At 43.4% G+C, this 25,046-nt stretch carries 20 protein-coding genes, 2 tRNA genes and 1 pseudogene; 6 read left to right on the top strand and 17 right to left on the bottom strand.

Annotation, left to right across the window (positions count from 1 at the left end; genetic code table 11):
- The first annotated feature begins 20 nt into the window (after positions 1–20).
- Together FIV01_RS11835 and FIV01_RS11840 are read left to right on the top strand one after the other, a co-directional pair.
- On the top strand, positions 21–1,433 hold the full coding sequence (locus FIV01_RS11835) for an FAD-dependent oxidoreductase (protein WP_152431182.1): 1,413 nt from the start codon (positions 21–23) through the stop codon (positions 1,431–1,433).
- 91 nt (positions 1,434–1,524) lie between these two features.
- Positions 1,525–1,953, top strand: coding sequence for a DUF1499 domain-containing protein (locus FIV01_RS11840; RefSeq protein ID WP_152431183.1), 429 nt, complete (start codon positions 1,525–1,527; stop codon positions 1,951–1,953).
- 55 nt (positions 1,954–2,008) lie between these two features.
- On the opposite strand, the gene truB is transcribed toward FIV01_RS11840, so the two are convergent.
- The 9 genes from truB to FIV01_RS11890 form a co-directional block, all read right to left on the bottom strand.
- Positions 2,009–2,956 carry a tRNA pseudouridine(55) synthase TruB gene (gene truB / locus FIV01_RS11845; RefSeq protein WP_152431184.1) on the bottom strand — a complete coding sequence of 316 codons (948 nt, stop codon included), beginning with the start codon at positions 2,954–2,956 and terminating at the stop codon, positions 2,009–2,011.
- On the bottom strand, positions 2,956–3,369 hold the full coding sequence (rbfA, locus tag FIV01_RS11850; RefSeq protein WP_152431185.1) for a 30S ribosome-binding factor RbfA: 414 nt from the start codon (positions 3,367–3,369) through the stop codon (positions 2,956–2,958). Before rbfA ends, truB begins: the two co-directional genes overlap by 1 nt.
- Before the next feature lie 102 nt (positions 3,370–3,471).
- Positions 3,472–6,165, bottom strand: coding sequence for a translation initiation factor IF-2 (gene infB / locus FIV01_RS11855; RefSeq protein WP_152431186.1), 2,694 nt, complete (start codon positions 6,163–6,165; stop codon positions 3,472–3,474).
- Between the two features lie 20 nt (positions 6,166–6,185).
- Entirely contained in the window at positions 6,186–7,673 is a 1,488-nt protein-coding gene (gene nusA / locus FIV01_RS11860) for a transcription termination factor NusA (RefSeq protein ID WP_152431187.1), read from the bottom strand.
- A gap of 24 nt (positions 7,674–7,697) precedes the next feature.
- Positions 7,698–8,153, bottom strand: coding sequence for a ribosome maturation factor RimP (rimP, locus tag FIV01_RS11865; protein ID WP_152431188.1), 456 nt, complete (start codon positions 8,151–8,153; stop codon positions 7,698–7,700).
- Positions 8,154–8,364: 211 nt separating this feature from the next.
- Positions 8,365–8,441: transfer RNA gene (locus FIV01_RS11870), tRNA-Met, on the bottom strand.
- Positions 8,442–8,495: 54 nt separating this feature from the next.
- Positions 8,496–8,579, bottom strand: a tRNA-Leu gene (locus FIV01_RS11875).
- Between the two features lie 15 nt (positions 8,580–8,594).
- A complete protein-coding gene (gene secG, locus FIV01_RS11880) occupies positions 8,595–8,930 on the bottom strand; it encodes a preprotein translocase subunit SecG (protein ID WP_152431189.1) in 336 nt (111 codons plus the stop codon).
- A 211-nt stretch (positions 8,931–9,141) separates the two neighbouring features.
- Entirely contained in the window at positions 9,142–9,645 is a 504-nt protein-coding gene (locus FIV01_RS11890) for a GNAT family N-acetyltransferase (protein ID WP_152431190.1), read from the bottom strand.
- Positions 9,646–10,103: 458 nt separating this feature from the next.
- Between FIV01_RS11890 and FIV01_RS11895 the strand changes: the two are divergent.
- Positions 10,104–11,399 (top strand): annotated as a pseudogene (locus FIV01_RS11895) (putative bifunctional diguanylate cyclase/phosphodiesterase); the annotation flags it as partial.
- A 91-nt stretch (positions 11,400–11,490) separates the two neighbouring features.
- Here FIV01_RS11895 and lysS read toward each other — a convergent pair.
- The 3 genes from lysS to brnQ all read right to left on the bottom strand — a co-directional run bounded on the left by lysS (position 11,491) and on the right by brnQ (position 15,635).
- Positions 11,491–13,008, bottom strand: a complete 1,518-nt coding sequence (lysS, locus tag FIV01_RS11900; protein WP_152431192.1) for a lysine--tRNA ligase — start codon at positions 13,006–13,008, stop codon at positions 11,491–11,493.
- A 50-nt stretch (positions 13,009–13,058) separates the two neighbouring features.
- A protein-coding gene (gene prfB, locus FIV01_RS11905; protein WP_114785032.1) for a peptide chain release factor 2 occupies positions 13,059–14,157 on the bottom strand; the annotation gives its coding sequence in 2 pieces (ribosomal slippage) (positions 13,059–14,081 and positions 14,083–14,157; 1,098 coding nt in all).
- Positions 14,158–14,318: 161 nt separating this feature from the next.
- On the bottom strand, positions 14,319–15,635 hold the full coding sequence (gene brnQ / locus FIV01_RS11910; RefSeq protein ID WP_152431193.1) for a branched-chain amino acid transport system II carrier protein: 1,317 nt from the start codon (positions 15,633–15,635) through the stop codon (positions 14,319–14,321).
- A 292-nt stretch (positions 15,636–15,927) separates the two neighbouring features.
- On the opposite strand from brnQ, the gene FIV01_RS11915 reads away from it, so the two are divergent.
- Together FIV01_RS11915 and srmB are read left to right on the top strand one after the other, a co-directional pair.
- Positions 15,928–16,647 (top strand): tRNA1(Val) (adenine(37)-N6)-methyltransferase, encoded by a 720-nt coding sequence (locus FIV01_RS11915; protein WP_152431194.1) that lies wholly within the window; start codon positions 15,928–15,930, stop codon positions 16,645–16,647.
- 89 nt (positions 16,648–16,736) lie between these two features.
- Positions 16,737–17,969 (top strand): ATP-dependent RNA helicase SrmB, encoded by a 1,233-nt coding sequence (gene srmB, locus FIV01_RS11920; RefSeq protein WP_152431195.1) that lies wholly within the window; start codon positions 16,737–16,739, stop codon positions 17,967–17,969.
- Between the two features lie 76 nt (positions 17,970–18,045).
- Here the strand turns inward: srmB and prfC are convergent, their stop codons facing one another.
- Positions 18,046–19,635 carry a peptide chain release factor 3 gene (gene prfC / locus FIV01_RS11925; protein ID WP_152431196.1) on the bottom strand — a complete coding sequence of 530 codons (1,590 nt, stop codon included), beginning with the start codon at positions 19,633–19,635 and terminating at the stop codon, positions 18,046–18,048.
- A 210-nt stretch (positions 19,636–19,845) separates the two neighbouring features.
- Here prfC and FIV01_RS11930 point away from each other — a divergent pair, with 210 nt between their 5' ends.
- Positions 19,846–21,897: a putative bifunctional diguanylate cyclase/phosphodiesterase gene (locus FIV01_RS11930; RefSeq protein ID WP_152431197.1), complete on the top strand. Its 2,052-nt coding sequence runs from the start codon at positions 19,846–19,848 to the stop codon at positions 21,895–21,897.
- Positions 21,898–21,900: 3 nt separating this feature from the next.
- Here FIV01_RS11930 and rimI read toward each other — a convergent pair whose 3' ends face one another.
- The 4 genes from rimI to folP form a co-directional block, all read right to left on the bottom strand.
- Positions 21,901–22,350 carry a ribosomal protein S18-alanine N-acetyltransferase gene (gene rimI / locus FIV01_RS11935; protein ID WP_152431198.1) on the bottom strand — a complete coding sequence of 150 codons (450 nt, stop codon included), beginning with the start codon at positions 22,348–22,350 and terminating at the stop codon, positions 21,901–21,903.
- Between the two features lie 5 nt (positions 22,351–22,355).
- Positions 22,356–22,754: a DNA polymerase III subunit psi gene (locus tag FIV01_RS11940; RefSeq protein ID WP_152431199.1), complete on the bottom strand. Its 399-nt coding sequence runs from the start codon at positions 22,752–22,754 to the stop codon at positions 22,356–22,358.
- A gap of 95 nt (positions 22,755–22,849) precedes the next feature.
- The gene (gene glmM, locus FIV01_RS11945; protein ID WP_152431200.1) at positions 22,850–24,190 is read right to left on the bottom strand and encodes a phosphoglucosamine mutase; all 1,341 of its coding nucleotides are present in this window, start codon (positions 24,188–24,190) and stop codon (positions 22,850–22,852) included.
- A gap of 2 nt (positions 24,191–24,192) precedes the next feature.
- Positions 24,193–25,044, bottom strand: a complete 852-nt coding sequence (gene folP, locus FIV01_RS11950) for a dihydropteroate synthase (protein WP_152431201.1) — start codon at positions 25,042–25,044, stop codon at positions 24,193–24,195.
- Between the last annotated feature and the right edge of the window lie 2 nt (positions 25,045–25,046).

A 25,046-nucleotide genomic window follows, 5' to 3' on the forward strand; every position in this document is an offset into this window, starting at 1 on the left:
TCAAGGAGGATGTCTGAATCATGAGTCAGAACGTATACCAATTTATTGACGTAAACCGTGTAGATCCTGCAAAAAAATCTCTGAAAGTGAGAAAAATAGAGTTCGTAGAAATCTATGAACCTTTCACAAAACAGCAAGCAACAGCACAAGCAGATCGATGCTTAGATTGCGGTAACCCTTACTGCGAATGGAAGTGTCCAGTACACAATTACATACCGCAGTGGTTAAAACTTGCCAATGAAGGGCGATTTATAGAAGCCGCTGAGCTATCACACCAAACCAATAGTTTACCAGAAGTCTGTGGCCGAGTATGCCCACAAGACCGCCTGTGCGAAGGTTCTTGCACCCTAAATGATGACTTTGGCGCGGTCACAATAGGAAATATTGAAAAGTATATTACCGACAAGGCATTTGAAATGGGCTGGAAGCCTGATATGTCACAAGTCGAATGGACAGATAAAAAAGTGGCTATCATTGGCGCTGGTCCTGCTGGACTTGCCGCTGCCGACATTCTCGTTCGTAATGGCGTAAAACCTGTAGTGTTTGACCGCTACCCAGAGATAGGAGGCCTACTCACTTTTGGTATTCCTTCGTTTAAGCTGGAAAAAGGCGTAATGGAAAATCGCCGCCAAATTTTTTCTGACATGGGGGTTGAGTTTCGCCTTAATGTAGAAGTTGGGCAAGATATAAAGATGGAGCAATTACTGGCGGATTATGATGCTGTTTTCCTCGGTGTTGGTACCTATAAAAGTATGCGAGCCGGTCTTGATAATGAAGAAGCTCAAGGCGTATACGACGCTCTACCTTTCCTAATTTCCAACACTTATAAAGTGATGGAGCTTGACAACTGCCCATCTTTTATCGATATGGCAGGGAAGAAAGTAGTCGTGCTAGGCGGTGGTGATACTGCAATGGATTGCGTCCGCACATCCATCAGACAAGGAGCATCGAGTGTCACTTGTGCCTATCGGCGAGATGAGCAAAACATGCCAGGCTCAAGACGCGAAGTTAAAAATGCCAAAGAAGAAGGCGTTAAATTCCAATTTAATCTTCAGCCTCTTGGTATAGAGGTTGATGCTTCTGGTAAGGTTTCTGGGGTTAAAGTGGTTAAAACGCAGCTCGGCATCGCAGATGATGCGGGCCGACGCAGACCAAAACCTATTGAAGGCTCTGAGCATATAATGCCTGCAGACACTGTTATCATGGCCTTTGGTTTTCAGCCACATAAAATGGAGTGGTTAACACCCTTTGAAGTCGAGCTTGATCAATGGGGGCGTATCAAAGCCTCTAAAGACCAAGAATTTCAATATCAAACCACAAATGAAAAAATTTTTGCAGGCGGTGATGCAGTGCGAGGCTCTGATCTTGTAGTCACTGCTATTGATGAAGGCCGCAAAGCAGCACAAGGCATTCTTGATTATCTCGATGTATAACTTGGCATAAACGTATAAAAAGGGTTGACCTATTTGCGTCAACCCTTTTTTATAGTCATGACTAAAACCTTATCTAGTTAGGACAATTCGAATGATAAGAGCCGCCTTTCTTACTTTATCACTACTGATGATTTCGGCTTGTAGCCAAGGAGTTCAAACAATGACGGACAGAACCTTACTACCTTGTGGTGATAAACCTAATTGTGTATCTACGCAAGACTCCAGAGGCGAGCACAACATAGAGCCCTTCATTTTGACAGAGCAAGCAAATATCAATGCGATTGAGCGAGCTGCTCTAGAATTGCCCGGAGCAAAACTTGCTGAAAAGAGAGACGATTATTTACGTATCGAATGTACGTCAAAGATCATGCGTTTTGTCGATGACTTGGAGTTACGAATAGACGGTAATGTTTTGCTCGTGCGCTCAGAGTCACGAATAGGTTATTCAGACTTTGGCGTTAACAGAAAACGAGCAGAACAGCTAAGAAAACAGCTTCAAGCAGAGAAACTCATTCAATAAATAGACGTAAAAAAGCCGAAGCATTTTAGCTTCGGCTTAGATATTCTATGGTGAATTAGTTCACTTCATCACGAAAGACGACCAATCTTTTGGGCGCAACCTTTCCATCATCATTAAGCTCAGCAACACCGATAAAAGTACGTTCTTCACCCGATGTCATTCGCAGAGCTGGAGCGTCAGTTACACCAAAAACCTGAACAGGCATACCGTGCTGGACTAGGTCGGTCAATTCAGCGTTCAAATTGACCTCGGGTAAATCTTCCACTGCCGTATCCATAGGCAAAAGCAAAGGATCAAGAAGCTCTTTTGGAGCCACTTCATCACGATGCGCTTGATCCAGCAGCTCATTAAGCTGCTCTAACGTTACCATTTTATCGTATGGATAATTCGCAACACCTGTACGACGAAGCATAGTAACGTGCGCGCCACAGCCAAGCATCTCACCAAGATCATCCACTATAGTGCGGATATAAGTGCCCTTCGAACAATGCACTTCCATTTCAACTTCACTGCCTTCAAAGCGATGAAGCAAAATTTCGTATACCTTTATTTTACGAGCCTCACGCGGTACTTCTATACCTTGTCGTGCATATTCGTATAATGGCTTACCTTGGTATTTTAATGCTGAAAACATCGAAGGAATTTGATCGGATTCGCCTCGAAACTTATCAATGCAGGCTTCTAATGTCTCGTGAGAAACATTAACAGGGCGAGTTTCGACAACCTCACCGTCTGAATCTGAAGTATCTGTGCGTTGACCAAGCTTGGCAATCACTCGATAACGTTTATCAGAATCGAGCAAAAACTGAGAAAACTTAGTCGCCTCGCCCAGGCAAATAGGTAACATGCCCGTTGCCAGAGGATCCAAAGCTCCCGTATGACCAGCTTTCTCTGCAAAATAGATACGCTTTACTTTCTGCAGTGCGTCATTAGATGAAATGCCAGTAGGTTTATCCAAAAGAACCACACCATTAATTGGCCGGCCTTTACGACGACGACCCATTAAGCCGTCCCCTCTTCTGGATTACTATCTTCGCGACCTGCATCTTTCTGCTTACGTTTATCTTCACTAATGACTTCGCTGACCAAGTTTGACATACGCATACCCTCGACAAGCGTATTGTCATAGTGGAAACGAATTTCTGGGGTTAAGCGCAAGCGAATGCGTTTGCCCAGCATCATACGGATATGAACCTCATGCTCACGCAATGCCGTCAAACATGATTCAGGTGTTTGTTCACCCACGCACAAGAAGGTTACAAATACTTTTGCGTAGGCAAGATCACGTGATACTTCCACATCAGAAATCGTAACCATACCTAAACGTGAGTCACGGACTTCTCTTTGTAAGATCATCGCTAGTTCTTTCTGCAGCTGCTGTGCGACACGCTGCGTACGACTAAATTCTTTTGACATATGTTTTCTCTTATTAGAAAGAATGGGGGGATGGTTATAACCAGCCCCCCATGGCGTATTCAACAACCAATTACCGCTTATTTTTCAAAGCTTCTTAGTCAATTAATCAAGAGTACGTTTTACTTCAACGATTTCGAATACTTCAATTTGATCACCAACGCGAACATCATTATAGTTCTTAACGCCGATACCACACTCGTAGCCGCTCTTAACTTCTTGAACATCATCTTTAAAGCGACGAAGTGATTCAAGCTCGCCCTCATAGATAACAACATTATCACGTAGAACGCGGATTGGGTTGTTACGTTTGATAAGGCCTTCCGTCACCATACAGCCAGCAATCGCACCAAGCTTAGGCGACTTAAACACATCACGTACTTCAGCAAGACCAATGATTTCTTGCTTAAATTCAGGCGCTAACATACCACCCATAGCCTGTTTCACTTCATCAATCAATTGATAAATGATTGAGTAGTAACGCAAGTCTAGGTTTTCAGTTTCCACTGCGCGACGTGCTGTTGCATCGGCACGCACGTTAAAGCCAAGAATAATTGCGTTAGAAGCGGCCGCTAGTACTGCGTCAGTTTCAGTGATTCCACCGACACCAGAACCAACGATGTTTACTTTCACTTCATCAGTCGAAAGTTTCAGCAGTGAGTCAGCAATAGCTTCGACAGAGCCTTGAACGTCCGCTTTAAGTACCACGTTAAGTTCAGCAACTTCACCTGCGGCCATATTAGAGAACATATTCTCAAGTTTAGCTTTCTGCTGGCGAGCGAGTTTAACATCACGGAACTTACCTTGACGGTAGTTTGCAACTTCACGAGCTTTACGCTCATCACGTACAACCGTTGCTTCATCACCTGATGCAGGAACACCAGACAAGCCGATGATCTCGACCGGAATAGAAGGACCTGCTGTGAAGATCTCTTGACCATTTTCATCGCGCATTGCACGAACACGGCCATATTCTTGACCACAAAGAAGGATATCACCTTTGTTTAAAGTACCAGACTGTACAAGAACCGTTGCAACTGGGCCACGTCCTTTATCTAGGCGGGACTCAACAACAACACCAGAAGCCATGCCTTCTTCCACAGCAGTCAGTTCAAGAACTTCTGACTGAAGTAAGATAGTTTCAAGTAAGCCTTCAATATTAGTGCCCTGTTTAGCTGAGATGTGAACAAACATGTTCTCACCACCCCACTCTTCAGGGATCACGTCATACTGAGAAAGCTCATTCTTAACATTGTCTGGGTTAGCGTCTTCTTTATCAATCTTGTTAACAGCAACAATCAAAGGTACACCAGCAGCTTTAGCGTGCTGAATCGCTTCGATAGTTTGCGGCATCACGCCATCATCCGCTGCTACAACAAGTACAACGATATCAGTCGCTTGAGCACCACGAGCACGCATTGCAGTAAACGCTGCATGTCCAGGAGTATCAAGGAAAGTAATCATACCGTTGTCAGTTTCAACGTGGTACGCACCAATATGCTGTGTAATACCACCAGCTTCACCTGAAGCAACGTGGGCCTTACGGATATAGTCAAGTGTGGACGTTTTACCATGGTCTACGTGACCCATAATAGTGACAACAGGAGCACGAGGCACCACTTCTGCATTGCTATCACGATCAGATAGAACGGCCTCTTCAAGTTCATTCTCTTTGCGAAGAATAACTTTATGGCCCATTTCTTCTGCAACAAGCTGTGCAGTTTCTTGGTCAATCACTTGGTTAATCGTTGCCATGGCACCCATCTTCATCATCACTTTGATGACTTCAGTGCCTTTCACTGACATCTTGCTTGCCAGCTCAGAAACAACAATCGTCTCACCGATAACAACATCTGCTTTCGCAACAGTCGCTGTTTTATCAAAGCCCTGCTGCATTGAAGCAGGTTTAGCCAGTTTGCCTTTATTACGACCTTTGCCGCCACGTGGGCTGCGACTATTACGGCTTTGTTCTTCATTACTAGAACCAGAAGCTTTTTTCTTCTTCTTACGACGGCCACCCTCTTCACGACGGTCAGCTGCATCTTCAGCTTCACGTGCGTAAGACGAGGTTGTCACATGGTAATCAGAATTTTCCAGTTCTTTTTTCTTTTGTTCTTCTTCGCTCCAACGTGCTTCATTTTCTTCAGCCAGTTTACGAGCTTCTTCGACTAATTTTGCCGCTTCTTGCTCTGCTTTACGCTGAGCTTCTTCTTCTTGACGACGTTTTAGATCGTCTGCTTCTTTTTTCGCTTGCGCGGTCAATTCGGCACTTTTTGCATTCATGTCTTTTTTAGCCTTATCAGCTTGTACGCGTTTGGCTTTTTCTTCAGCTTCACGTTTTGCATCCGCTTCTCGTTTCGCTTTTTCTTCAGCCTCGCGCTTTGCTTTCTCTGCAGCTTCACGTTTTGCTGCTTCTTCAGCCTCACGCTTCGCAAGCTCTTCGGCTTCACGCTTTGCTGCTTCCTCAGCTTCGCGATTTGCGTCGTCTTCGATAATGCTGCGCTTCACATAAGTTCGTTTCTTGCGAACTTCGATTTGAACATCTTTACTCTTGCCTCCACCGGCATTCACACTAAGAGTGCTGCGAGTTTTTCTTTGTAGAGTCAAACGAGTCGGTTCGGCTTCGCCAGAAGTGTCACCATGCTCTTTTTTAAGGTGGGTAAGAAGCTTTTGTTTCTCTTCTTCACTCACCCGGTCTGCGCTTGCCTTTGCCATACCAGCATCAGCAAGTTGCTCCAATAAGCGATCAACTGGCGTGCCGATCTCTTCACTCAGAGCTTTAACAGTAATTTGTGTCATGCGCTTCCTCCTTGCTGAAATTATTCTTCTTCACCGAACCAACAAATATTACGTGCTGCCATGATAAGCTCACCAGCACGCTCTTCGGTAAGACCTTCTACACCTTCGAGATCGTCAATACCTTGGTCAGCAAGATCTTCAAGTGTCACCACTCCTTTTGCTGCGAGTTTGAAAGCAAGTTCACGCTCTAAACCTTCTAACGCTAGCAAGTCTTCAGCGGGCTCTAAACCATCAAAAGATTCCTCTTGGGCAAGAGCCAAGGTAGTCAAAGCATCTTTAGCTCGATTACGCAGTTCTTCAACCAAGTCTTCATCCAAGCCATCAACTTCCAACAGCTCATTGACTGGAACATAAGCTACTTCTTCCAGTGAAGAGAAACCCTCTTCAACCAGCAATTGAGCAAAGTCTTCTTCAATATCGAGGTACTTCATGAAGTTCTCAATCGCAGCCTGAGACTCTTCTGTGTGTTTCTTATGCAAGTCTTCTACTGTCATCACATTCAGCTCCCAGCCAGTAAGCTGAGATGCCAAACGTACATTCTGACCGTTACGACCAATCGCTTGTGCCAAGTTATCAGCTTCAACGGCAATGTCCATAGCATGAGCGTCTTCATCAACAATGATCGAAGCAACATCTGCAGGTGCCATCGCATTGATAACAAGTTGTGCTGGGTTGTCATCCCAAAGCACGATATCAATACGCTCTCCACCAAGCTCGCCTGATACGGCTTGAACACGAGCACCACGCATACCTACACAGGCTCCCACTGGGTCGATGCGTTTATCATTGGTCTTAACCGCAATCTTTGCACGAGAGCCAGGATCGCGAGCTGCACCTTTAAGCTCGATAATCTCTTCAGCAATTTCCGGCACTTCAACGCGGAAAAGCTCTGCAAGCATTTCTGGTTTTGAGCGAGTGATAAATAGCTGGAAGCCACGGGCATCAGGCGCAACACGGTACAATAACCCACGAACACGGTCGCCTGGACGATGGTTCTCGCGCGGAAGTTGGTCATCACGCAGGATTACCGCTTCAGCATTATTGCCCAAATCAAGAATAATGGTGTCTCGGTTTACCTTTTTAACTACACCAGTTACCAGTTCACCTTCGTTATCGATGAACTGTTCTACAATTTGTGCACGCTCTGCTTCACGTACTTTCTGTACAATAACTTGCTTTGCGGTTTGAGTAGTGATTCGATCAAAAGTAACTGACTCGATCTCATCTTCTACAAAAGCACCAAGTTCAATTGAGTCGTCTTCATACTGAGCCGCTTCTAGAGAAATTTCCTTAGTTGGATTTTCTACTTCTTCAACCACAAGCCAACGGCGGAATGTATCAAATTCGCCTGTTTTACGGTCAATCTCTACACGTACATCAATCTCAATTTCGTGCTTTTTCTTAGTCGATGTCGCTAAAGCGATCTCTAGCGCTTCAAAAATACGTTCACGAGGTACCCCTTTTTCATTCGATACCGCTTCTGCTACCGCTAAAATTTCTTTGCTCATTTTAAATAGCCTCTAAGACCTTGATTAAAATTTAGGGATCAGGTTAGCTTTTGAAATATTGCTCAAAGCAAACTCTTCTTCATTGCCGTCAATATTAACTGCGACTGTTTCACCATCGACAGAATGGATAGTACCTTTCCATTTACGACGATTACCCACAGCCATCTTCAAAACAATGCTGACCTCGTGACCAATAAATTGTTCGTAATGTGCTGCTTTGAAAAGTGGTCTCTCTAAACCTGGAGAAGACACTTCGAGGTTGTAAGCCACTGTGATTGGATCTTCGACGTCCATAACTGCGCTGACCTGACGACTTACTTCTGCACAATCATCCACTGTAATGCCATTTTCATGGTCAATAAAGATACGTAACGTTGAGTGTTCGCCTGCGCGAATAAACTCTAATCCAACTAACTCATAGCCTAATGCCACAACTGGAGCTTCAAGCATTTCAGTAAGTTGTCTTTCTAAACCAGTCATTTAAACCACTCCAGAAACAAAAAAAGGGCTTATAGCCCAATTTAAATTCCAAGCAACTTCTAACTATCCCCAAAATGCAGATATTTAGATAACAAAAAACCCCGATTAGTCGGGGTTTTTTATGCTGGACCCTTATATGTTAGGCAATAAATTTCGCCTAACCACAGCAACTTAGTCGCTACTGTGCAAACTTGCCCACTCCAAAAAGGATTGGTTGCGGGGGCCGGATTTGAACCGACGACCTTCGGGTTATGAGCCCGACGAGCTACCAAGCTGCTCCACCCCGCGTCCGACTTGTCGAGCATTATACGCTCTCTAAGTTGTTTTACAAGTTTGTAAAAATGGTGCCGAGAGAGGGACTCGAACCCTCACACCTAAGGCACTAGCACCTCATGCTAGCGTGTCTACCAATTTCACCATCTCGGCAGCTAAATCTTTAGCTTATTGAGGAATTTCATCACCTGTTGGTGCTGGAACTTCGCTCGCTGCATCATCAACTTGCTGAATAACTTGACCTTGAGTCGGGTCAACCCACTGAGATTCAGTTTTGTGTGTTGACATGTTACCTAGCGTTAAGCTGAGTGCAAAAAATACTGTTGCAAAAATTGCAGTCATTCGGGTTAGAAAGTTTCCTGAGCCGCTTGCGCCAAACACTGTGTTTGATGCGCCAGCACCGAATGAGGCCCCCATATCTGCGCCTTTACCTTGTTGAATCAGCACTAGTCCGATTACTCCAATCGCTGCCAACAGGTAAATCACAAGTAGAACTGTAAACATTGCTTCCACCTATGTTCCAAATTGTTGAGCCAGCGCCGCTCGAAATCACTTTCTGAACAAGGCTAGCGGCCCCCTTATTGAAGGCCGAGCAATACTAACGAAAGGTTATTACGCTGACAAGCAGAATTTAAAAAAAAATCATGCAATAGACGTCAAGCGTTCAAAAAAAGGCCAAAAAGAGTGTTTCTTATTCTTCCGCCCAAGATCTGAACTAAAGTTCTGAAAACTCAGAGCTGTATTCAATCCTTCCTGAGCGATTAGCAAACTCATTGTCGCTAAGCTCTAGTACTTGAAATGCACCACTAGGGACATCCCACTGACACGAAAAACCATATTTTTCGCTTGCTTCAAACCCAAAACGCGAATAATAGTTTGGATCACCAAGTACAACGCACACGGGATAGCCAAACTCTTTAAGAGAAGCTAAGCCTTCTTTAACAAGCTCAGCAGCCAACCCTTGGCATCGGTATTTTTTTTGAATAGCTAATGGAGCAAGCCCTTGCCAATTCAAATCTTCGCCATTTAATGTCACAGGGCTAAACATCACATAACCTATAATTTCGCCCTCATCGTTACTCACGACAAGCGATAATGTTCTACGACCATTTTCTCTGAGCCTCATAACAAGATTTGCTTCAGACTCGGTGTCAAAAGCTGACTTAATCAATGTATCAACGGTCAAGATATCTGCCGGTGCTTCAGTTCGAATAAGCATTAACCACCTCTCTTTACGTATGATTCATTGTACCCGCGAATCCTCACAATGCGCTACACGAATCAAAAAAGTTTGCAACGAGTTAAACATTTTTCATTCGTTCATCTCACTCCAACTGTTCACGAAAAAAATTTGAAACATTATTTAGTCATAAAATAGCAATAACTGGATTGAATATCTCAAAAACGACACACAAGCATACGTCTATAGATGTAAGCTCTTGTTAACCAAGCTAGTAATCCGTTAGTTTGTAAATAAAGGAATATGGTCATGATCTAATTTAGATAGTTTTCCAGTGGGCCGTAATTTTCAATCCTCTTGGTCGAACATTCACCGGGTTATAGTCTGGCACTATGCCTAATCTATAGCCTACATTACTTTAAGGAGAGTCGGTAAAACCCTTGATGCTGTCGCAACAACTGCAATACTGGTTGAAAAAGATAACCTCTAATCCTTTGTTTCCGAATACCACTTTAGAGCATCTACACTGTAATACCCTGACTCGGTTAGAGCTCATCCAAAGTATAAATAAACTTATCAATGAAGAAACTCCCCTGTTACTCCTCTATCTCGATATTGATAATTTCAAAAGCATTAATAACTCTTTGGGTCACAATGTTGGTGACAAGGTATTAGCTGAAGTATCAGCTCGCCTTATTGAATTTTTACCTCATCATGCTTCGGTAGGGCATTTCGGCGGTGATGAGTTTGGCATCCTAATTCCTAACCAGTGTAATACATGCTCTGCTGATGTTTGGGCCAAACGTATTATTTCACTGATGAGCATGCCTTTTGATCTACATCACATAAGTAAAGGGTTATCTTGCTCTATTGGCAGCGTCACCTATCCCAAAGATGGTAATAATGCACAGCTTTTGGTTCAAAATGCTGACATCGCCATGTACGAAGCCAAAGGACGAGGCAGACGCCGCTCAGTCAAGTTTAATCAATCAATGAACAAAGATGCTCGCATGAGACTTTGGTTAGAAATTGAGTTGGAAAAGGCTTTAAAACAAGATGGTCTAGAGGTTTGGTATCAACCAAAAGTTAATGCCCAAAGCCACGATATTAATGGCGCAGAGGCTTTGTTACGTTGGAAGCATCCCATTGAGGGCTACATCAGTCCAAGCTCCTTTATTCCAATAGCGGAACGTTCAGGGTTAATAGAAAGTCTCGGTCAAGTTGTGATGCAAGAAGTCTTCGATACGGTTAAGCAATGGGACCAACGAGGTATCTTACCTGGCCAAATTGCCGTCAATCTATCTGCCGAACAATTTTGTAATCCAAACCTAGTAACCTACATCAACAAGCTTTTGCAACGTACTGGAATCAACCCACGCTCTATCACTTTTGAGTTAACAGAAAGTACCGTTATGGGCAACAGTGAGCACACACTGGAAACGCTTAATGCAATCAAGCAGTTGGGGTTTACTCTGTCTATCGATGACTTTGGTACGGGTTACTCTTCACTATCCTATCTGGCACGCTTTCCTGTTGATGAACTCAAGATAGACCGAACCTTTATAAAAGACATAAAATCTATACCCAAACAAAAGACGGTGATAGAAAACATCATCAAACTGGGTCAATCTCTCGATCTTAATGTTGTTGCTGAAGGGGTCGAGACAAAGCAACAAGCGGCACTAGTCTCAAACTTAAACTGCAACTCTATCCAAGGCTTTCACTTCTTTCACCCTTCACCGAAATATAAAGTAGAGCAAATTTTTACCCAACACAGAAGGATAGGCCGATAAAAGCACTGGTAAGTCGCCTAATTTAAACATCAAAAAAGGCCGACTTGTGGCGGCCTTATGAATATATTCTTCGATATATGGATTAAGTTTGCTACGATTGAGGGCGCATCGCGGGGAACAAAATGACATCGCGAATTGTGTGTGTATTGGTAAACAGCATAGCGAGGCGATCAATGCCAATACCTTGCCCAGCAGTCGGTGGCAAACCGTGCTCTAAAGCGGTAATGTAATCTGCATCATAGTACATCGCCTCATCATCGCCTGCATCTTTGGCATCAACCTGTGCTTTGAAGCGAGCATCTTGATCTTCAGCATCGTTAAGCTCTGAGAAACCATTCGCTACCTCACGCCCACCGATGAAGAACTCAAAACGGTCGGTGAAGAATGGGTTGTCATCGCTGCGGCGAGCAAGAGGAGAAATATCCGCTGGGTAACCAGTGATAAAGGTTGGTTGAATTAGCTGAGGTTCAGCGGTCTCACCAAAGATCTCTTCTAGAAGCTGACCGCATGTCCAAAACGTTTCTACTTCAACGTGTACCGATTTTGCGATAGCAACCATCTTGTCACGGTCAGTAAGGTCTTGTTCTGTTAGTGCTTGGATCTCTGCGTGCTCTGGGTTGTAGTGTTTGATTGCCTCAAACATGCTCATACGAGCGTACTTACCGCCAAACTCAACGGTTTCATCACCATAGGGCATAGACGTTGAACCTAAAACGTCCATTGCAACTGTACTTAGCATCTCTTCGGTCAGATCCATTAGGTCTTTGTAGTCAGAATATGCTTGGTAGAATTCCATCATTGTGAATTCTGGGTTGTGACGTGGTGATAGACCTTCGTTACGGAAGTTACGGTTGATCTCAAACACGCGGTCAAAACCACCGACGACTAGACGCTTCAGGTAAAGCTCCGGAGCAACACGTAGGTACATATCGATGTCAAGTGCGTTGTGGTGAGTAATAAATGGACGAGCCGTTGCACCACCAGGGATCACATGCATCATAGGCGTTTCAACTTCCAGATAGCCTTTTGAACTCATGAAATTACGGATAGATGAGACTAGCTTTGAACGAACAATAAACGCATTACGAGAATCTTCATTAACGATTAAGTCTACATAGCGCTGACGGTAACGCATCTCTTGGTCGGTCAAGCCGTGGAATTTCTCTGGAAGTGGACGAAGTGCCTTCGTTAGCAACTCGTAAGACTCCATGTTCACATATAGATCGCCTTTACCTGACTTGTGAAGTGCACCTTTCACACCTATGATGTCACCAATATCTAGACCTTGATATTTCTCTTTCAGCTCTTTTTGAACATCTTTTGCAGCATAGGCTTGGATACGGCCTGAGGTTTCTTGAATCGCTAGGAATGGACCACGTTTAGCCATGACACGACCAGCGATCGCCACAACATGGTTTAGCTCTTCTAGCTCTTCTTTTGTCTTTTCACCGAATTCCGCTTGCAGATCGCCAGCTAGGTGCTCACGACGAAAGTCATTTGGGTGACCGTTTGCTTTGCAGCTCTGACGGATGTGATCCAGCTTAGCGCGGCGCTCAGCAATCAGCTTATTCTCTTCTTGTGCATTGTCGTTTTGAACAGCATCAGTCATTTTTGATGTATCCTGTCTTTCTTTATGAAAATAGTTTTTCGGTGAAAAGCTTACAGGCCTGATTTCAGGCTAGCTTCGATAAATTTGTCTAGGTCGCCGTCAAGGACCGCTTGAGTGTTGCGGTTTTCAACGCTAGTACGCAAATCTTTGATGCGTGAGTCATCTAGTACGTATGAACGAATCTGACTACCCCAGCCTATATCTGACTTCGCATCTTCATTGGCTTGCTTCTCGGCATTTTGCTTTTGAATCTCTAATTCAAATAACTTGGCACGAAGCTGTTTCATCGCCTGATCTTTGTTCTTGTGCTGAGAACGATCATTCTGACACTGAACCACTGTGTTGGTTGGAACGTGCGTAATACGTACCGCAGATTCCGTCGTGTTGACGTGCTGACCACCCGCCCCTGATGCACGGTATACATCAATACGCAGATCAGAAGGGTTGATGTCGATATCGATATTGTCATCAATCTCTGGGTAGATAAACGCAGAAGCAAACGATGTATGACGACGACCACTAGAGTCAAATGGCGATTTACGAACCAAGCGATGAACACCTGTTTCAGTACGCAGCCAACCGTAAGCATATTCACCGGAGATTTTGACTGTAGCACCTTTAAGACCAGCAACCTCACCTTCAGAGACTTCGATTACTTCAGTCTTAAAGCCTTTAGCTTCAGCCCAACGCAAGTACATACGTAGCATCATCGATGTCCAATCTTGCGCTTCTGTGCCACCAGATCCCGACTGTAAGTCAATATAACAGTCTGATTCATCATGATCGCCAGAGAACATACGACGAAATTCCAGCTTTTCTAGCTTAGCTTCAAGCTCAGCAAGCTCTGGTTCAATTTCATCGAAGGTCTCTTGATCTTCTTCTTCAACCGCAAGCTCGAGAAGACCATCAACGTCCTCCACACCTTGCTCAAGTTGGTCAATCGTTGCAACAACCGCTTCTAGGGCAGAACGCTCTTTACCCAAGGCTTGCGCACGCTCAGGTTCGTTCCACACATCTGGCTGTTCTAGTTCTGCGTTGACTTCTTCTAAACGCTCCTGTTTAGCGTCATAGTCAAAGATACCCCCTCAGGACACTCGTGCGCTCAGACACGTCCTTAAGGCGATTTTTAATTGGATTGATTTCAAACATGTTTGCTCAACATTTATGAGTAGAATTTAACCGAAAGATTGTACTGAAAAGTGTGATGAAGATACAGATTTTTTTTATAAGTGAATCACGAATCTGGATACAAAAATCCCTCTGATGAACTAGGCCAAGCAGAGGGATGTGAACCTGTATAGGTAACGAGGTTATGCTGCTTCTTTGTTTAAGCTTGGCTGCTCATCAGCCTTACCAATAAAGAACATGCATAGCATGGTAGCAAGAGTTGGCAGTAACCAGCCCATACCAATATCAAACATAGGCAGTATGCTCAAAGCAGAGACATCAACACCAGCCACTTTTGCTGCATCAATCAATGCAAAAATAAGCGATACACTAAGCACTAGTCTATAAGCCAACTTAGGGTTTGGTAAAAACTTGCGAATAAATGTAAGCCCTACAAGAGCAATCGCCACCGGATAAAGAGCAAAAAGCACAGGTACTGACAGTGCGATTAATTGTGATAAACCAACATTTGCGACCACAGCACAAGCCACGCCAATTATGATGACCCAATTTTTGTATGATATTGAAGTCAAAGAACTAAAGTAGTCAGAACAGGCAGAAATAAGGCCTATCGCGGTTGTCAAACAGGCAAGCAATACGATAACTGACAACACAGTTTGGCCGTATGAACCAAATAGAGACTGAACATACAAGCTAAGGATCACACCACCATTGTCGGCACCAGATGCAATCGCAGAACTCGTCGCTCCTAAATAGAAAAGCGAAATATAAACAAAAGCGAGTCCGACGGCTGCTATACAAGCCGCGCTAATCAAATATCGAGCTGTTGCTTTTTGTTCTGTAATACCTTTTTTACGAAGTGCATCAACAATCAAAACACCAAACATCAGCGAACCAAAGGTGTCCATGGTGTTGTAACCATCAAGAAAACCTTTTTGCAATGGATGGCTTAGGTATTCATCTTGAGCAAATAGCATTGAACCCTGAGGATCATAAAACACCGCAAATGCCAGAATAATCAACCCGATAAATAAGGCTGGTGTTAAAACCTTACCTATCACATCAATTAATTTACCCTGATACCACGCAAAAAACATTGCGATGGTAAAAAACAGCACAGAAAAGAGCGCAAGGTGCGCATCAGTAGCCTCTACAAAAAATGGCTTAACCGCCATTTCATAAGCAACAAGCCCAGTTCTAGGCGCCGCAAAAGCTGGGCCAATAATAATAAAGATTAATACGGCCATTAAGGTTGCAGAGCGTTTAGGTAAATCTTTAGTAAGGTGCTCCCATGAGCCACCAGATACCGCAATAGCAATGATTGTAATTAGAGGAAGACCTACTGCAGTTACGAGAAAACCTATCATTGCAGGCATGATATTTTCACCGGCTAACTGACCTGCCAGTGGAGGGAAAATAATATTGCCAGCGCCTAAGAAGAATGCGAAAAGCATAAAGCCTAACGCGATAATATCTGTTAATTTTAAAGTCTGATTCACAAGAGACCCTTTAACTATCTGAGATTGATGTTGTGTATGCTGAGCTGTCCAAATAGGCGACTCAGTCTATAAATTTGGAGGCGAATAATGACGAAACACTCTCTTATCCGCAACCCTAGCTTAAAGAACGCCATATAAATTTATAGAAAAGGTCAATTGATAGTATTATTGACTAGAATTTAAATAAAAATAAGATAATAATTTCACTCACATACAAAAACAAACCTAACACAATAAATACAAACTTTAAACAAACCAGAAACAAAACCTCCTTTATTTATGGCTGTAAACAATGAAAAAAAGTGATACCAGAACCAAAAGTTTTTCCTTTAAACAGTTTAAAGTGAACAGTGGGCACGTAGGTATGCCAGTCAGTACAGATGGCGTCCTGTTGGGTGCTTGGAGTGATATACATAGCTCAAAAAGAGTTCTAGACATAGGAACAGGAACTGGATTGTTAGCTTTAATGTGTGCCCAGAGAAACCATCATTGCTTGATTGACGCAATTGAAATTGACGAACAAGCTTGCCTTATCGCCAAAAATAATTTCTTTGCTTCTCCCTGGCATACTCGTATCTGTTTGCAACAAGGTGACGTTCTAACCTTTCCCTTCAAATACAAATATGACACTGTGATATGCAACCCACCCTATTTTAACAATGGAGAAGCAGCCCTGATAAAGGCGAGAGCAATAGCAAGGCACACTTTGACACTTGAGCATGAAGATCTTCTGAACATCGCTTTACGCTTAATCACTGAAGATGGTAAAGCATGTTTTATTCTCCCGGAAGTAGAAGGAATAAAATTCATTGAACAAGCCAAAACACTTGGTTGGCATCTATCGAAACTATGTGAAGTTAAACCTACGGGCAACAAAGCAACGAACAGACTTTTGATACAATTCACCCCGTATGAAGCCGAAGCCGAGTATCAGCAAATTATTATTCAAGAAAATAATACCTACACCGAAGACTTTATCGCTCTAACCAAAGACTTTTACCTCAAGATGTAAAAATTAAGGTGTGATCCTTATCACCAAAGCCTCTATAATACGTATCCTCAATTTATTGTTCTCACTTACCTGTTTGTGGAGATACCAGAGTGATCAAACATTTTGCTGAACTAGAGCTGGACCCAAACCTGCTCATCGCAATAGAAGAAATGGGCTTTAGCCGCCCAACTCAAATTCAGGCTGAATCTATTCCGCAAGCTTTAGATGGCAAAGACATTCTCGCATCAGCCCCTACAGGTACAGGTAAGACGGCCGCTTTTGTTCTTCCAGCACTTCAGTACCTACAAGATTTCCCTCGCCGAAAGCCCGGCCCTGCACGTATATTGATCCTAACACCAACACGCGAATTGGCCATGCAGGTAGCAGACCAAGCGAGAGCTTTGGCCAAACATACCAACTTGAATATTTTTACCATTACTGGTGGCGTCCAATATCAAGAGCATGCGGATATCCTTTCAACAACACAAGACATTGTGGTGGCGACTCCGGGCAGGCTAATGGAATACATCGAGGCTGAACGTTTTGACTGCCGAGCGATAGAATGGCTCATTTTGGACGAAGCAGACCGTATGCTAGACATGGGCTTTGGCCCAACCGTTGATCGTCTATCGTCAGAATGCCGCTGGCGTAAACAAACTCTGCTGTTTTCTGCAACATTAGAAGGAAAAGGTGTAGAAGGCTTCACTGCTGACTTATTGAAAAATCCTGCTCATATCGATGCTGAGCCTTCACGCAGAGAGAGAAAGAAAATATCTCAGTGGTATCACAGAGCGGATGACTTATCTCATAAGCTCGCCCTACTCAAAAACATACTTACAGAACAAGCTGAACGCACCATTATCTTTGTGAAAACTCGCGATCGTCTAGCAGAGCTGCGTTCAGAGTTAGAAAGAGCACAGATTCCATGTTCTTGGATTCAAGGTGAAATGCCACAGGATAGGCGCAACAATGCGATTGCTCGCTTTCGAGATGGGACAGTCAACATACTTATTGCGACAGATGTAGCGGCTCGCGGCATTGACCTACCAGATATAAGCCATGTCATCAACTATGACATGCCTCGCAGTGCAGATGTATACTTGCATCGGATTGGCCGCACTGCTCGCGCAGGGAAAAAAGGCAATGCTATCTCACTGATTGAAGCCCATGATCAACCTATGATGGAACGTGTTGCTCGTTACGTCAAAGAAGAAATTAAAGAGCGGTTTATAAAAGAGCTTCGCCCAAAGCACAAAAAGCCTGTATTCAAGAAAAAGAAAAAGGACGACAAAAAAGCCGTACAGCCCAAAAATAAGAAAAAAACCACTAAGAAGAAAAAATAACTATCATAGATACAATAAAGGGCTAGCCATTAAGAGCTAGCCCTTTATTCTTAATTAAGCTCAAACATTGATATTATTAATGCTCACGAGTCGCTCTGAAATCGACATCAGGGAAGCGCTCTTTTGCTAGGTTGAGGTTAACCATAGTCGGTGCGATGTAAGTAAGGTTATCGCCGCCATCAAGTGCTAAGTTGACTTGGTTCTTACGCTGGAATTCATCAAGCTTTTTACCATCGGCACACTCTACCCAGCGCGCCGTCGCTACATTAACACTCTCATAAATAGCCTCTACGTTATATTCAGCTTTTAATCGAGCAACGACCACATCAAACTGCAGCACACCAACGGCACCAACAATAAGGTCGTTATTTTGCAGCGGACGAAATACTTGTACCGCACCTTCTTCTGAAAGCTGGACTAAGCCTTTCAATAATTGTTTCTGCTTGAGTGGATCTTTAAGACGAATACGACGGAAAAGCTCTGGAGCAAAATTAGGAATACCGGAAAACTTTAGAGCTTCTCCTTGGGTAAAGGTATCACCAATTTGGATAGTTCCGTGGTTGTGCAAGCCTATAATATCTCCAGCGCAAGCATCTTCGGCCCTTGAACGGTCACCAGCCATAAAGGTTACAGCATCGGATATATTGATTTGCTTACCAAGACGGACATGATTCATTTTCATGCCTTGCTTATAAGTTCCCGACACGATGCGCATGAAGGCAATTCTGTCTCTATGCTTGGGATCCATATTCGCTTGGATTTTAAATACAAAACCAGAGAACTTATCCTCATTAGCTTCCACCTGACGCTCATTCGCCTGACGTGGCATCGGGGCTGGAGCCCATTTAGTCAAGCCATCAAGCATATGGTCAACGCCAAAGTTACCAAGTGCTGTACCAAAATAGACAGGTGTGAGTTCTCCGGCCAAGAAAAGCTCTTGATCAAACTCAGGGCACGCACCAATTACCAACTCCAGTTCTTCACGTAATTGCTGGGCTAATTCACTCCCGACAGCCTCATCAAGTTCTGGGTTATCCAAACCTTTAACAGTGCGCATATCTTGAATGGTATGTCCTTGGCCCGTCGCATAAAGAATCGTTTCATTGCGATGTATGTGATAAACACCTTTAAATTCTTTTCCGCAACCAATTGGCCAAGTAATAGGAGCACAAGCAATACTCAACTCGCTTTCGACTTCATCCAGAAGCTCCATAGGATCACGGATATCCCGGTCAAGTTTGTTCATAAAAGTCACAATCGGCGTATCACGAAGACGTGTCACTTCCATCAACTTGCGTGTACGATCTTCGACACCTTTAGCTGCATCGATCACCATTAAGCATGAGTCAACCGCTGTCAAAGTCCGATAAGTATCTTCTGAGAAGTCTTCGTGTCCTGGAGTATCTAAGAGGTTAACAAGGCACTCATTGTAGGGAAACTGCATAACTGAAGTAGTGACAGAAATTCCACGTTCCTTTTCCATCTCCATCCAATCTGACTTGGCATGTTGAGCAGAGCCTCTTCCTTTAACCGTACCAGCAGTTTGAATTGCACGTCCAAACAGCAGAACTTTCTCTGTTATCGTAGTTTTACCCGCGTCGGGGTGGGAAATAATAGCGAACGTCCTACGTTTGGAAACTTCGCCCAAAAAAGCTGAATTTGACATCAAAGATTCTTCTTAAATTCCTTGCGCTAGTGGCCGACAGAGTAAGTCATGATTTCTTCACTAGCTTAATGATTCTATTTGCGTGGTATTTTCGCTTATATTGGCCTTGGGAGCAACCGAGACAAATAATTCTGCTTGAAATGCACTACAAATTAAAATATCAATAAATTTGGTCTATAACTAAAGGAGTAGAAGGAACCAGTTACGATTATGCCTGCGAGCAAAAGAATAAACTCATTAGCATTCCGACAAGCAAAAACCGTTTTCCTAGTATCTGTGATACTGGGGATCATATTTAGCCTGTACCAAATTCTGGTCGATCTCCATCAGGAGCATAAGCGGATAGAAGAACACTACCAGTTCAAGCTGTTGCAAAACTACAGTAACGCCAGCCAAGCCGCGTATCATTTGAACCAGCTGTTGGCCGAGCAGGTCGCCTCAAGCTTATTGATGGATAGTGCGATCTATCAAGTTGCTATTGTCGATGATTTTGGCGACGTATTGACTGAGCAAGAAAGAAACATCGCGATGGAAAGCTCTTTCACCGAAGCACTGTCGCATTATCTTACACCAAACACGCCGGTGTACCAAACAGAGCTTCACCAACCTAACTCACATGTTGTAGTAGGTATGTTGAGTTTTTCCGTCAATGGGGCAAACATAGCTAAGAACTTTATTGCCAAGACCAGCCGGATACTATTATTCGACCTTTTCAGAAATATCCTACTTACCACTATTCTGCTGCTGTTTTTTTATCAGAAACTGTCCAAACCTTTAGTGACACTCATCGAGTGGGTCAGGTCACTACAAAACAAAGAAACAGAAGTTTCAATGCCCAATCTTCATCGAGATGATGAACTAGGACAATTGGCAACCACTTTCCATACTTTATGGAAAGACAGAGAAGCCGCGGAAGCAAAACTAAACCAATTAGCCTATTACGACTCGTTAACAGGGCTGGCTAACCGAAGCTTGTTGCTTCAAACTCTTGACGACGTCATCAAAAAAGCTCAACAAGACAACACGGCTGGTGTTCTGTTTTACCTTGATTTAGACAGATTCAAAACTATTAACGATTCGTTGGGACACACCATTGGTGATCACTTAATAAAAGCCATCGCAAAACGCATACAAGCTTGGCTCGCAGATGATTATACCGCTGCGCGCATTGGTGGTGATGAATTCGCAATTCTTATGCCCTCGATTCATCCAGACAAAGCCCATGAAACAGCTCAGCAGCTGCTCGCATTAATCTCTAATCCCTACTCAATAGATGACCACTTGCTTTACTGCACCACCAGTGTAGGGATATCTGTCTTCCCATCAGTCAACAGCACCAACATTGATGTGTTGCGTCAAGCTGATACCGCTTTATACCGCGCAAAAGTGGCGGGAAGAAACAAGTACATGTTTTATGAACCAGAGATGCAAGCTCAGGTAGAGTCTTTCTTAGAGATAGAGAAAGGGCTTCATGAAGCAATCAATAAAGGCCAGCTAGAGCTTTATTATCAACCACAAGTGAGTGGCAAACAGCAGATCGTGGGTGTCGAGGCTCTTATTCGCTGGAATCACCCAGAAAAAGGCCTACTTCCTCCTGGAGTATTTATGCCCATTGCGGAAGAGACAGGGCAAATATTGCAAATTGGGAACTGGATTATTGAACAAGCTTTACACCAATATTCCGTCTGGCTCAAACAAGGTGTGTTACCGGACACCTTTAAAAGACTCGCTATCAATATTAGTCCACTTCAATTTGCGCAGCATAGCTTTGTAGAATACATACATGATGCACTCGCTCAAGCAGGCGTAAACGGTGATCACATTGAGCTAGAAATTACGGAGAACCTGCTGCTTGAAAATGTAGAAGATGCAATAGAGAAAATGAGCAAGTTGAAAGAATTCAATCTCAAGATCTCGATTGATGACTTTGGTACTGGCTATTCATCACTGAGATACCTAAAACACTTAGCAGCTGATGTACTTAAAATCGATCGCTCGTTTGTTACTCAAGTTCATTTAGATGAAAGCGATCAAGCTATTGTAGACACCATCATCATGACAGCTCAGAGATTGAACTTGGAAGTTATTGCTGAAGGTGTAGAAGAAGTAGCTGAACTTAACATTTTGCGAGAGTTGGGCTGTGACCAGTTCCAAGGTTATATCTTCGACAAACCTCTCCCAGCATCAGAATTGCCTTCTCGATTCGAAGCCAACTTCTATCCTATTGAGGGTTCTTCGATCGACAAAGTAGTACACAAATAAACTTCACAAGAAAAGATAACTCATGATGATGGCATCCTCCTTGCCATCTTCCGTGGGGTAGTAATCTCTTCTTCTGTCTACTTCATTGAATCCTACTGCATCATACAATCTATAGGCTTTATGGTTACTTGATCTAACCTCCAGCCACGCACTCTCTGCTTTATCGCTTACACACATTTCTAGGAATGATTCTATTAGATATTTACCATAGCCATGTCCATGCAATTTCGGCTCTACTGCGATATTGAGAAGGGTAACCTCACCGAGAATATTCTGCGCATAAAAATACCCGACAACTTTTTCATCTTCATTGATCAAAACTTTATGGCAAGCGCCTCGTCCATTTATATTTTCAAGCAGACTAAAAGACCAGGGATGAGTATGAGCCTGTGTTTCAATGGCAAAAACCTCTTCGAGGTATATTTGCTTTAGGGACATAAGCTTAAGCAACATAATAATTATCGATTCTCACAAATTTGTTGCCATAACTCTCGTCTATATTGAGAGTTACCTTTAACGCAAGATAAGCTTGGTGAGCTTAAGACCTTACCTTGAATGCTTGGGTCTATCTGACATCCTGCAAACCAGGTCCAAACCTGAGTGTGGCTTGATACAAAAGGGAGATATTGTGGGTAGATATGCAGAGCTTCAGCTGTGCTAAGATCCATGCTTTTCAAGACTTTTTCAAGTAACTCTGCAGTATCTCCGATAGGATAAGTATCAGCTACAAACAAGAGCTTACATGTTTCTGCTAAACTAATCGGCTTAGCTTTATACCCTTGTAGCAGATTAATATCTTGCACTTCATAAGCCTGAATGCCCATTTCATGCAAATAAATATGTTGATTGCTCAGCATAGACTCGGTACATAACTCTCTTAAAATGGCCAAAGTTTATAATATCAATTTACGACTAACCTGAAAGGTTTAGGCCCTATTAAAGGGCCATTATTCTAAAAACTGGCTTTAACAACTTCCGCTATTTTAAGTGCGGAGGCTTGAACTAAAGCTGTATCTTCTCCCTCAACCATAACTCTAATCAAAGGTTCGGTACCCGATTTACGTAAGAGAACTCTCCCTTTACTACCAAGTTCAGCTTCTACTTCTTCAACCGATGACTTCACTTCTATCGATTCCATAGGATTAGAATCTCCAGAAAAACGCACATTCTCTAGTACTTGGGGGTACAGGGTCATTCCCTGGGTTAGCTGTTCGAGAGAGGTTTCACTATCAACAACTGAAGCCAGCACTTGCAAGGCAGCAACAATAGCGTCTCCTGTTGTGACTTTATCAAGCAGTATAATGTGACCGGAGTTTTCCGCACCAATCTGCCAGCCTTTCTCCAACAGCTGTTCCATGACATACCGATCGCCGACGGCTGCGCGCACAAAAGGAATACCTAGCTCTGTAAGGCCATTTTCCATGCCTAGATTCGTCATTAAGGTGCCAACAACTCCACCTTTTAACTCGCCACGGCGCATCGCATCTTTAGCGATGATATAAGCGATTTGATCGCCATCGACTTTATTGCCCTGATGATCAACCATAATAAGCCGATCACCATCACCATCAAATGCCAAACCCAAATCGGCTTGCTCCTCGACTACTCTTTTTTGAAGAGCCTTCACATCTGTTGCTCCAACCTGATGGTTAATATTGGTACCATTAGGTTCAATACCCATAGCAACAACTTCAGCACCTAACTCAGTAAAGACAGAAGGTGCAATATGATAAGTGGCTCCATGCGCACAATCGACAACCACTTTTAATCTAGAAAGACTTAAGTCTGAAGGAAAAGTGCTCTTACAAAATTCAATATAACGGCCCGCTGCGTCGTTGAGGCGCGCAGCTTTACCTAGTAAAGCAGAGTCTACACAGTCTATTTCTTTGTCTAATTCTGCTTCAATCGCAAGCTCAATATCATCTGGGAGCTTAGTGCCTTCTGAAGAAAAAAACTTAATCCCGTTATCATAATAAGGATTATGAGATGCTGAAATCACTATTCCGGCTTCAGCGCGAAAGGTCTGTGTCAAGTAAGCAACAGCCGGCGTTGGCATGGGCCCAGTTAACGTCGCGTTTAACCCCGCAGCAGCCAGACCTGCCTCAAGAGCAGACTCAAGCATATAACCAGATATTCTCGTATCTTTGCCAATAATAACTTTCTTTGTACCTTGCTTGGCTAAAACTCGTCCAGCTGCCCAACCTAGTTTCAACACAAAATCAGGGGTAATTGGGTACTGCCCCACATGGCCACGAACACCATCAGTACCAAAATAACGTCTTTTCTCAGACATATTTATTCCTTTCCAAGTTTTAAATCAATATTGGCTTTTACCATTTCAACAATCTTCATTGCATCAAGCGTTTGTTCAAAGTCATGAACACGAATGATTTGTACTCCTTTCATCGCCGCTATGGTTGCACAGCTAATACTAGCAGCAACGCATTCCACTGGAGATTTATCAAGAGGTTTAAACAGCATGGATTTACGCGACATACCTGCAAGAATAGGGAAACCAAGCTGATGAAGATTTTCAAGGTGCGCCAATATATGGTAGTTATGCTCCAGAGTCTTGCCAAATCCAAAACCAGGGTCAAGTACTAATTGGTTGCTATCAATTCCCATCTCCTGACACGCTTGCACACGTTGCTGTAAAAACTTAGTAATGTCCTGGAATAAATTGTGGTATTGAGGGTTAGCCTGCATGGTGCGTGGCTGTCCTTGCATATGCATCAAACATATTGCCACTCCAGACTTAGCTGCAACCTCCAATGCTCCTGGTTCTTGTAAAGCACGAACATCATTAATCATATCCGCTCCAGCCTGCACAGCTTGGCGCATAACTTCTGCTTTACTGGTATCAATGGAAATCCACACATCAGACTGTGAGCGGATAGCCTTAATAACCGGAATCACTCTCGCAAGTTCTTCTTCTAACTCAACATCTGGAGCACCTGGTCTAGTGGATTCACCACCAATATCAATAATACTGACACCCGTTTCTACCATTTTCTTTGCTTGCTGAACTGCAAGCTCGAGAGAGTTATATTTCCCACCATCAGAAAACGAGTCAGGTGTGACATTTAGGATACCCATTACATGGGGTGTGGATAAGTCTAGGAGTTTATTATTTGATTTGATTATCATAA

The sequence above is a fragment of the Vibrio aquimaris genome, from assembly GCF_009363415.1.
GTDB lineage: Bacteria > Pseudomonadota > Gammaproteobacteria > Enterobacterales > Vibrionaceae > Vibrio > Vibrio aquimaris.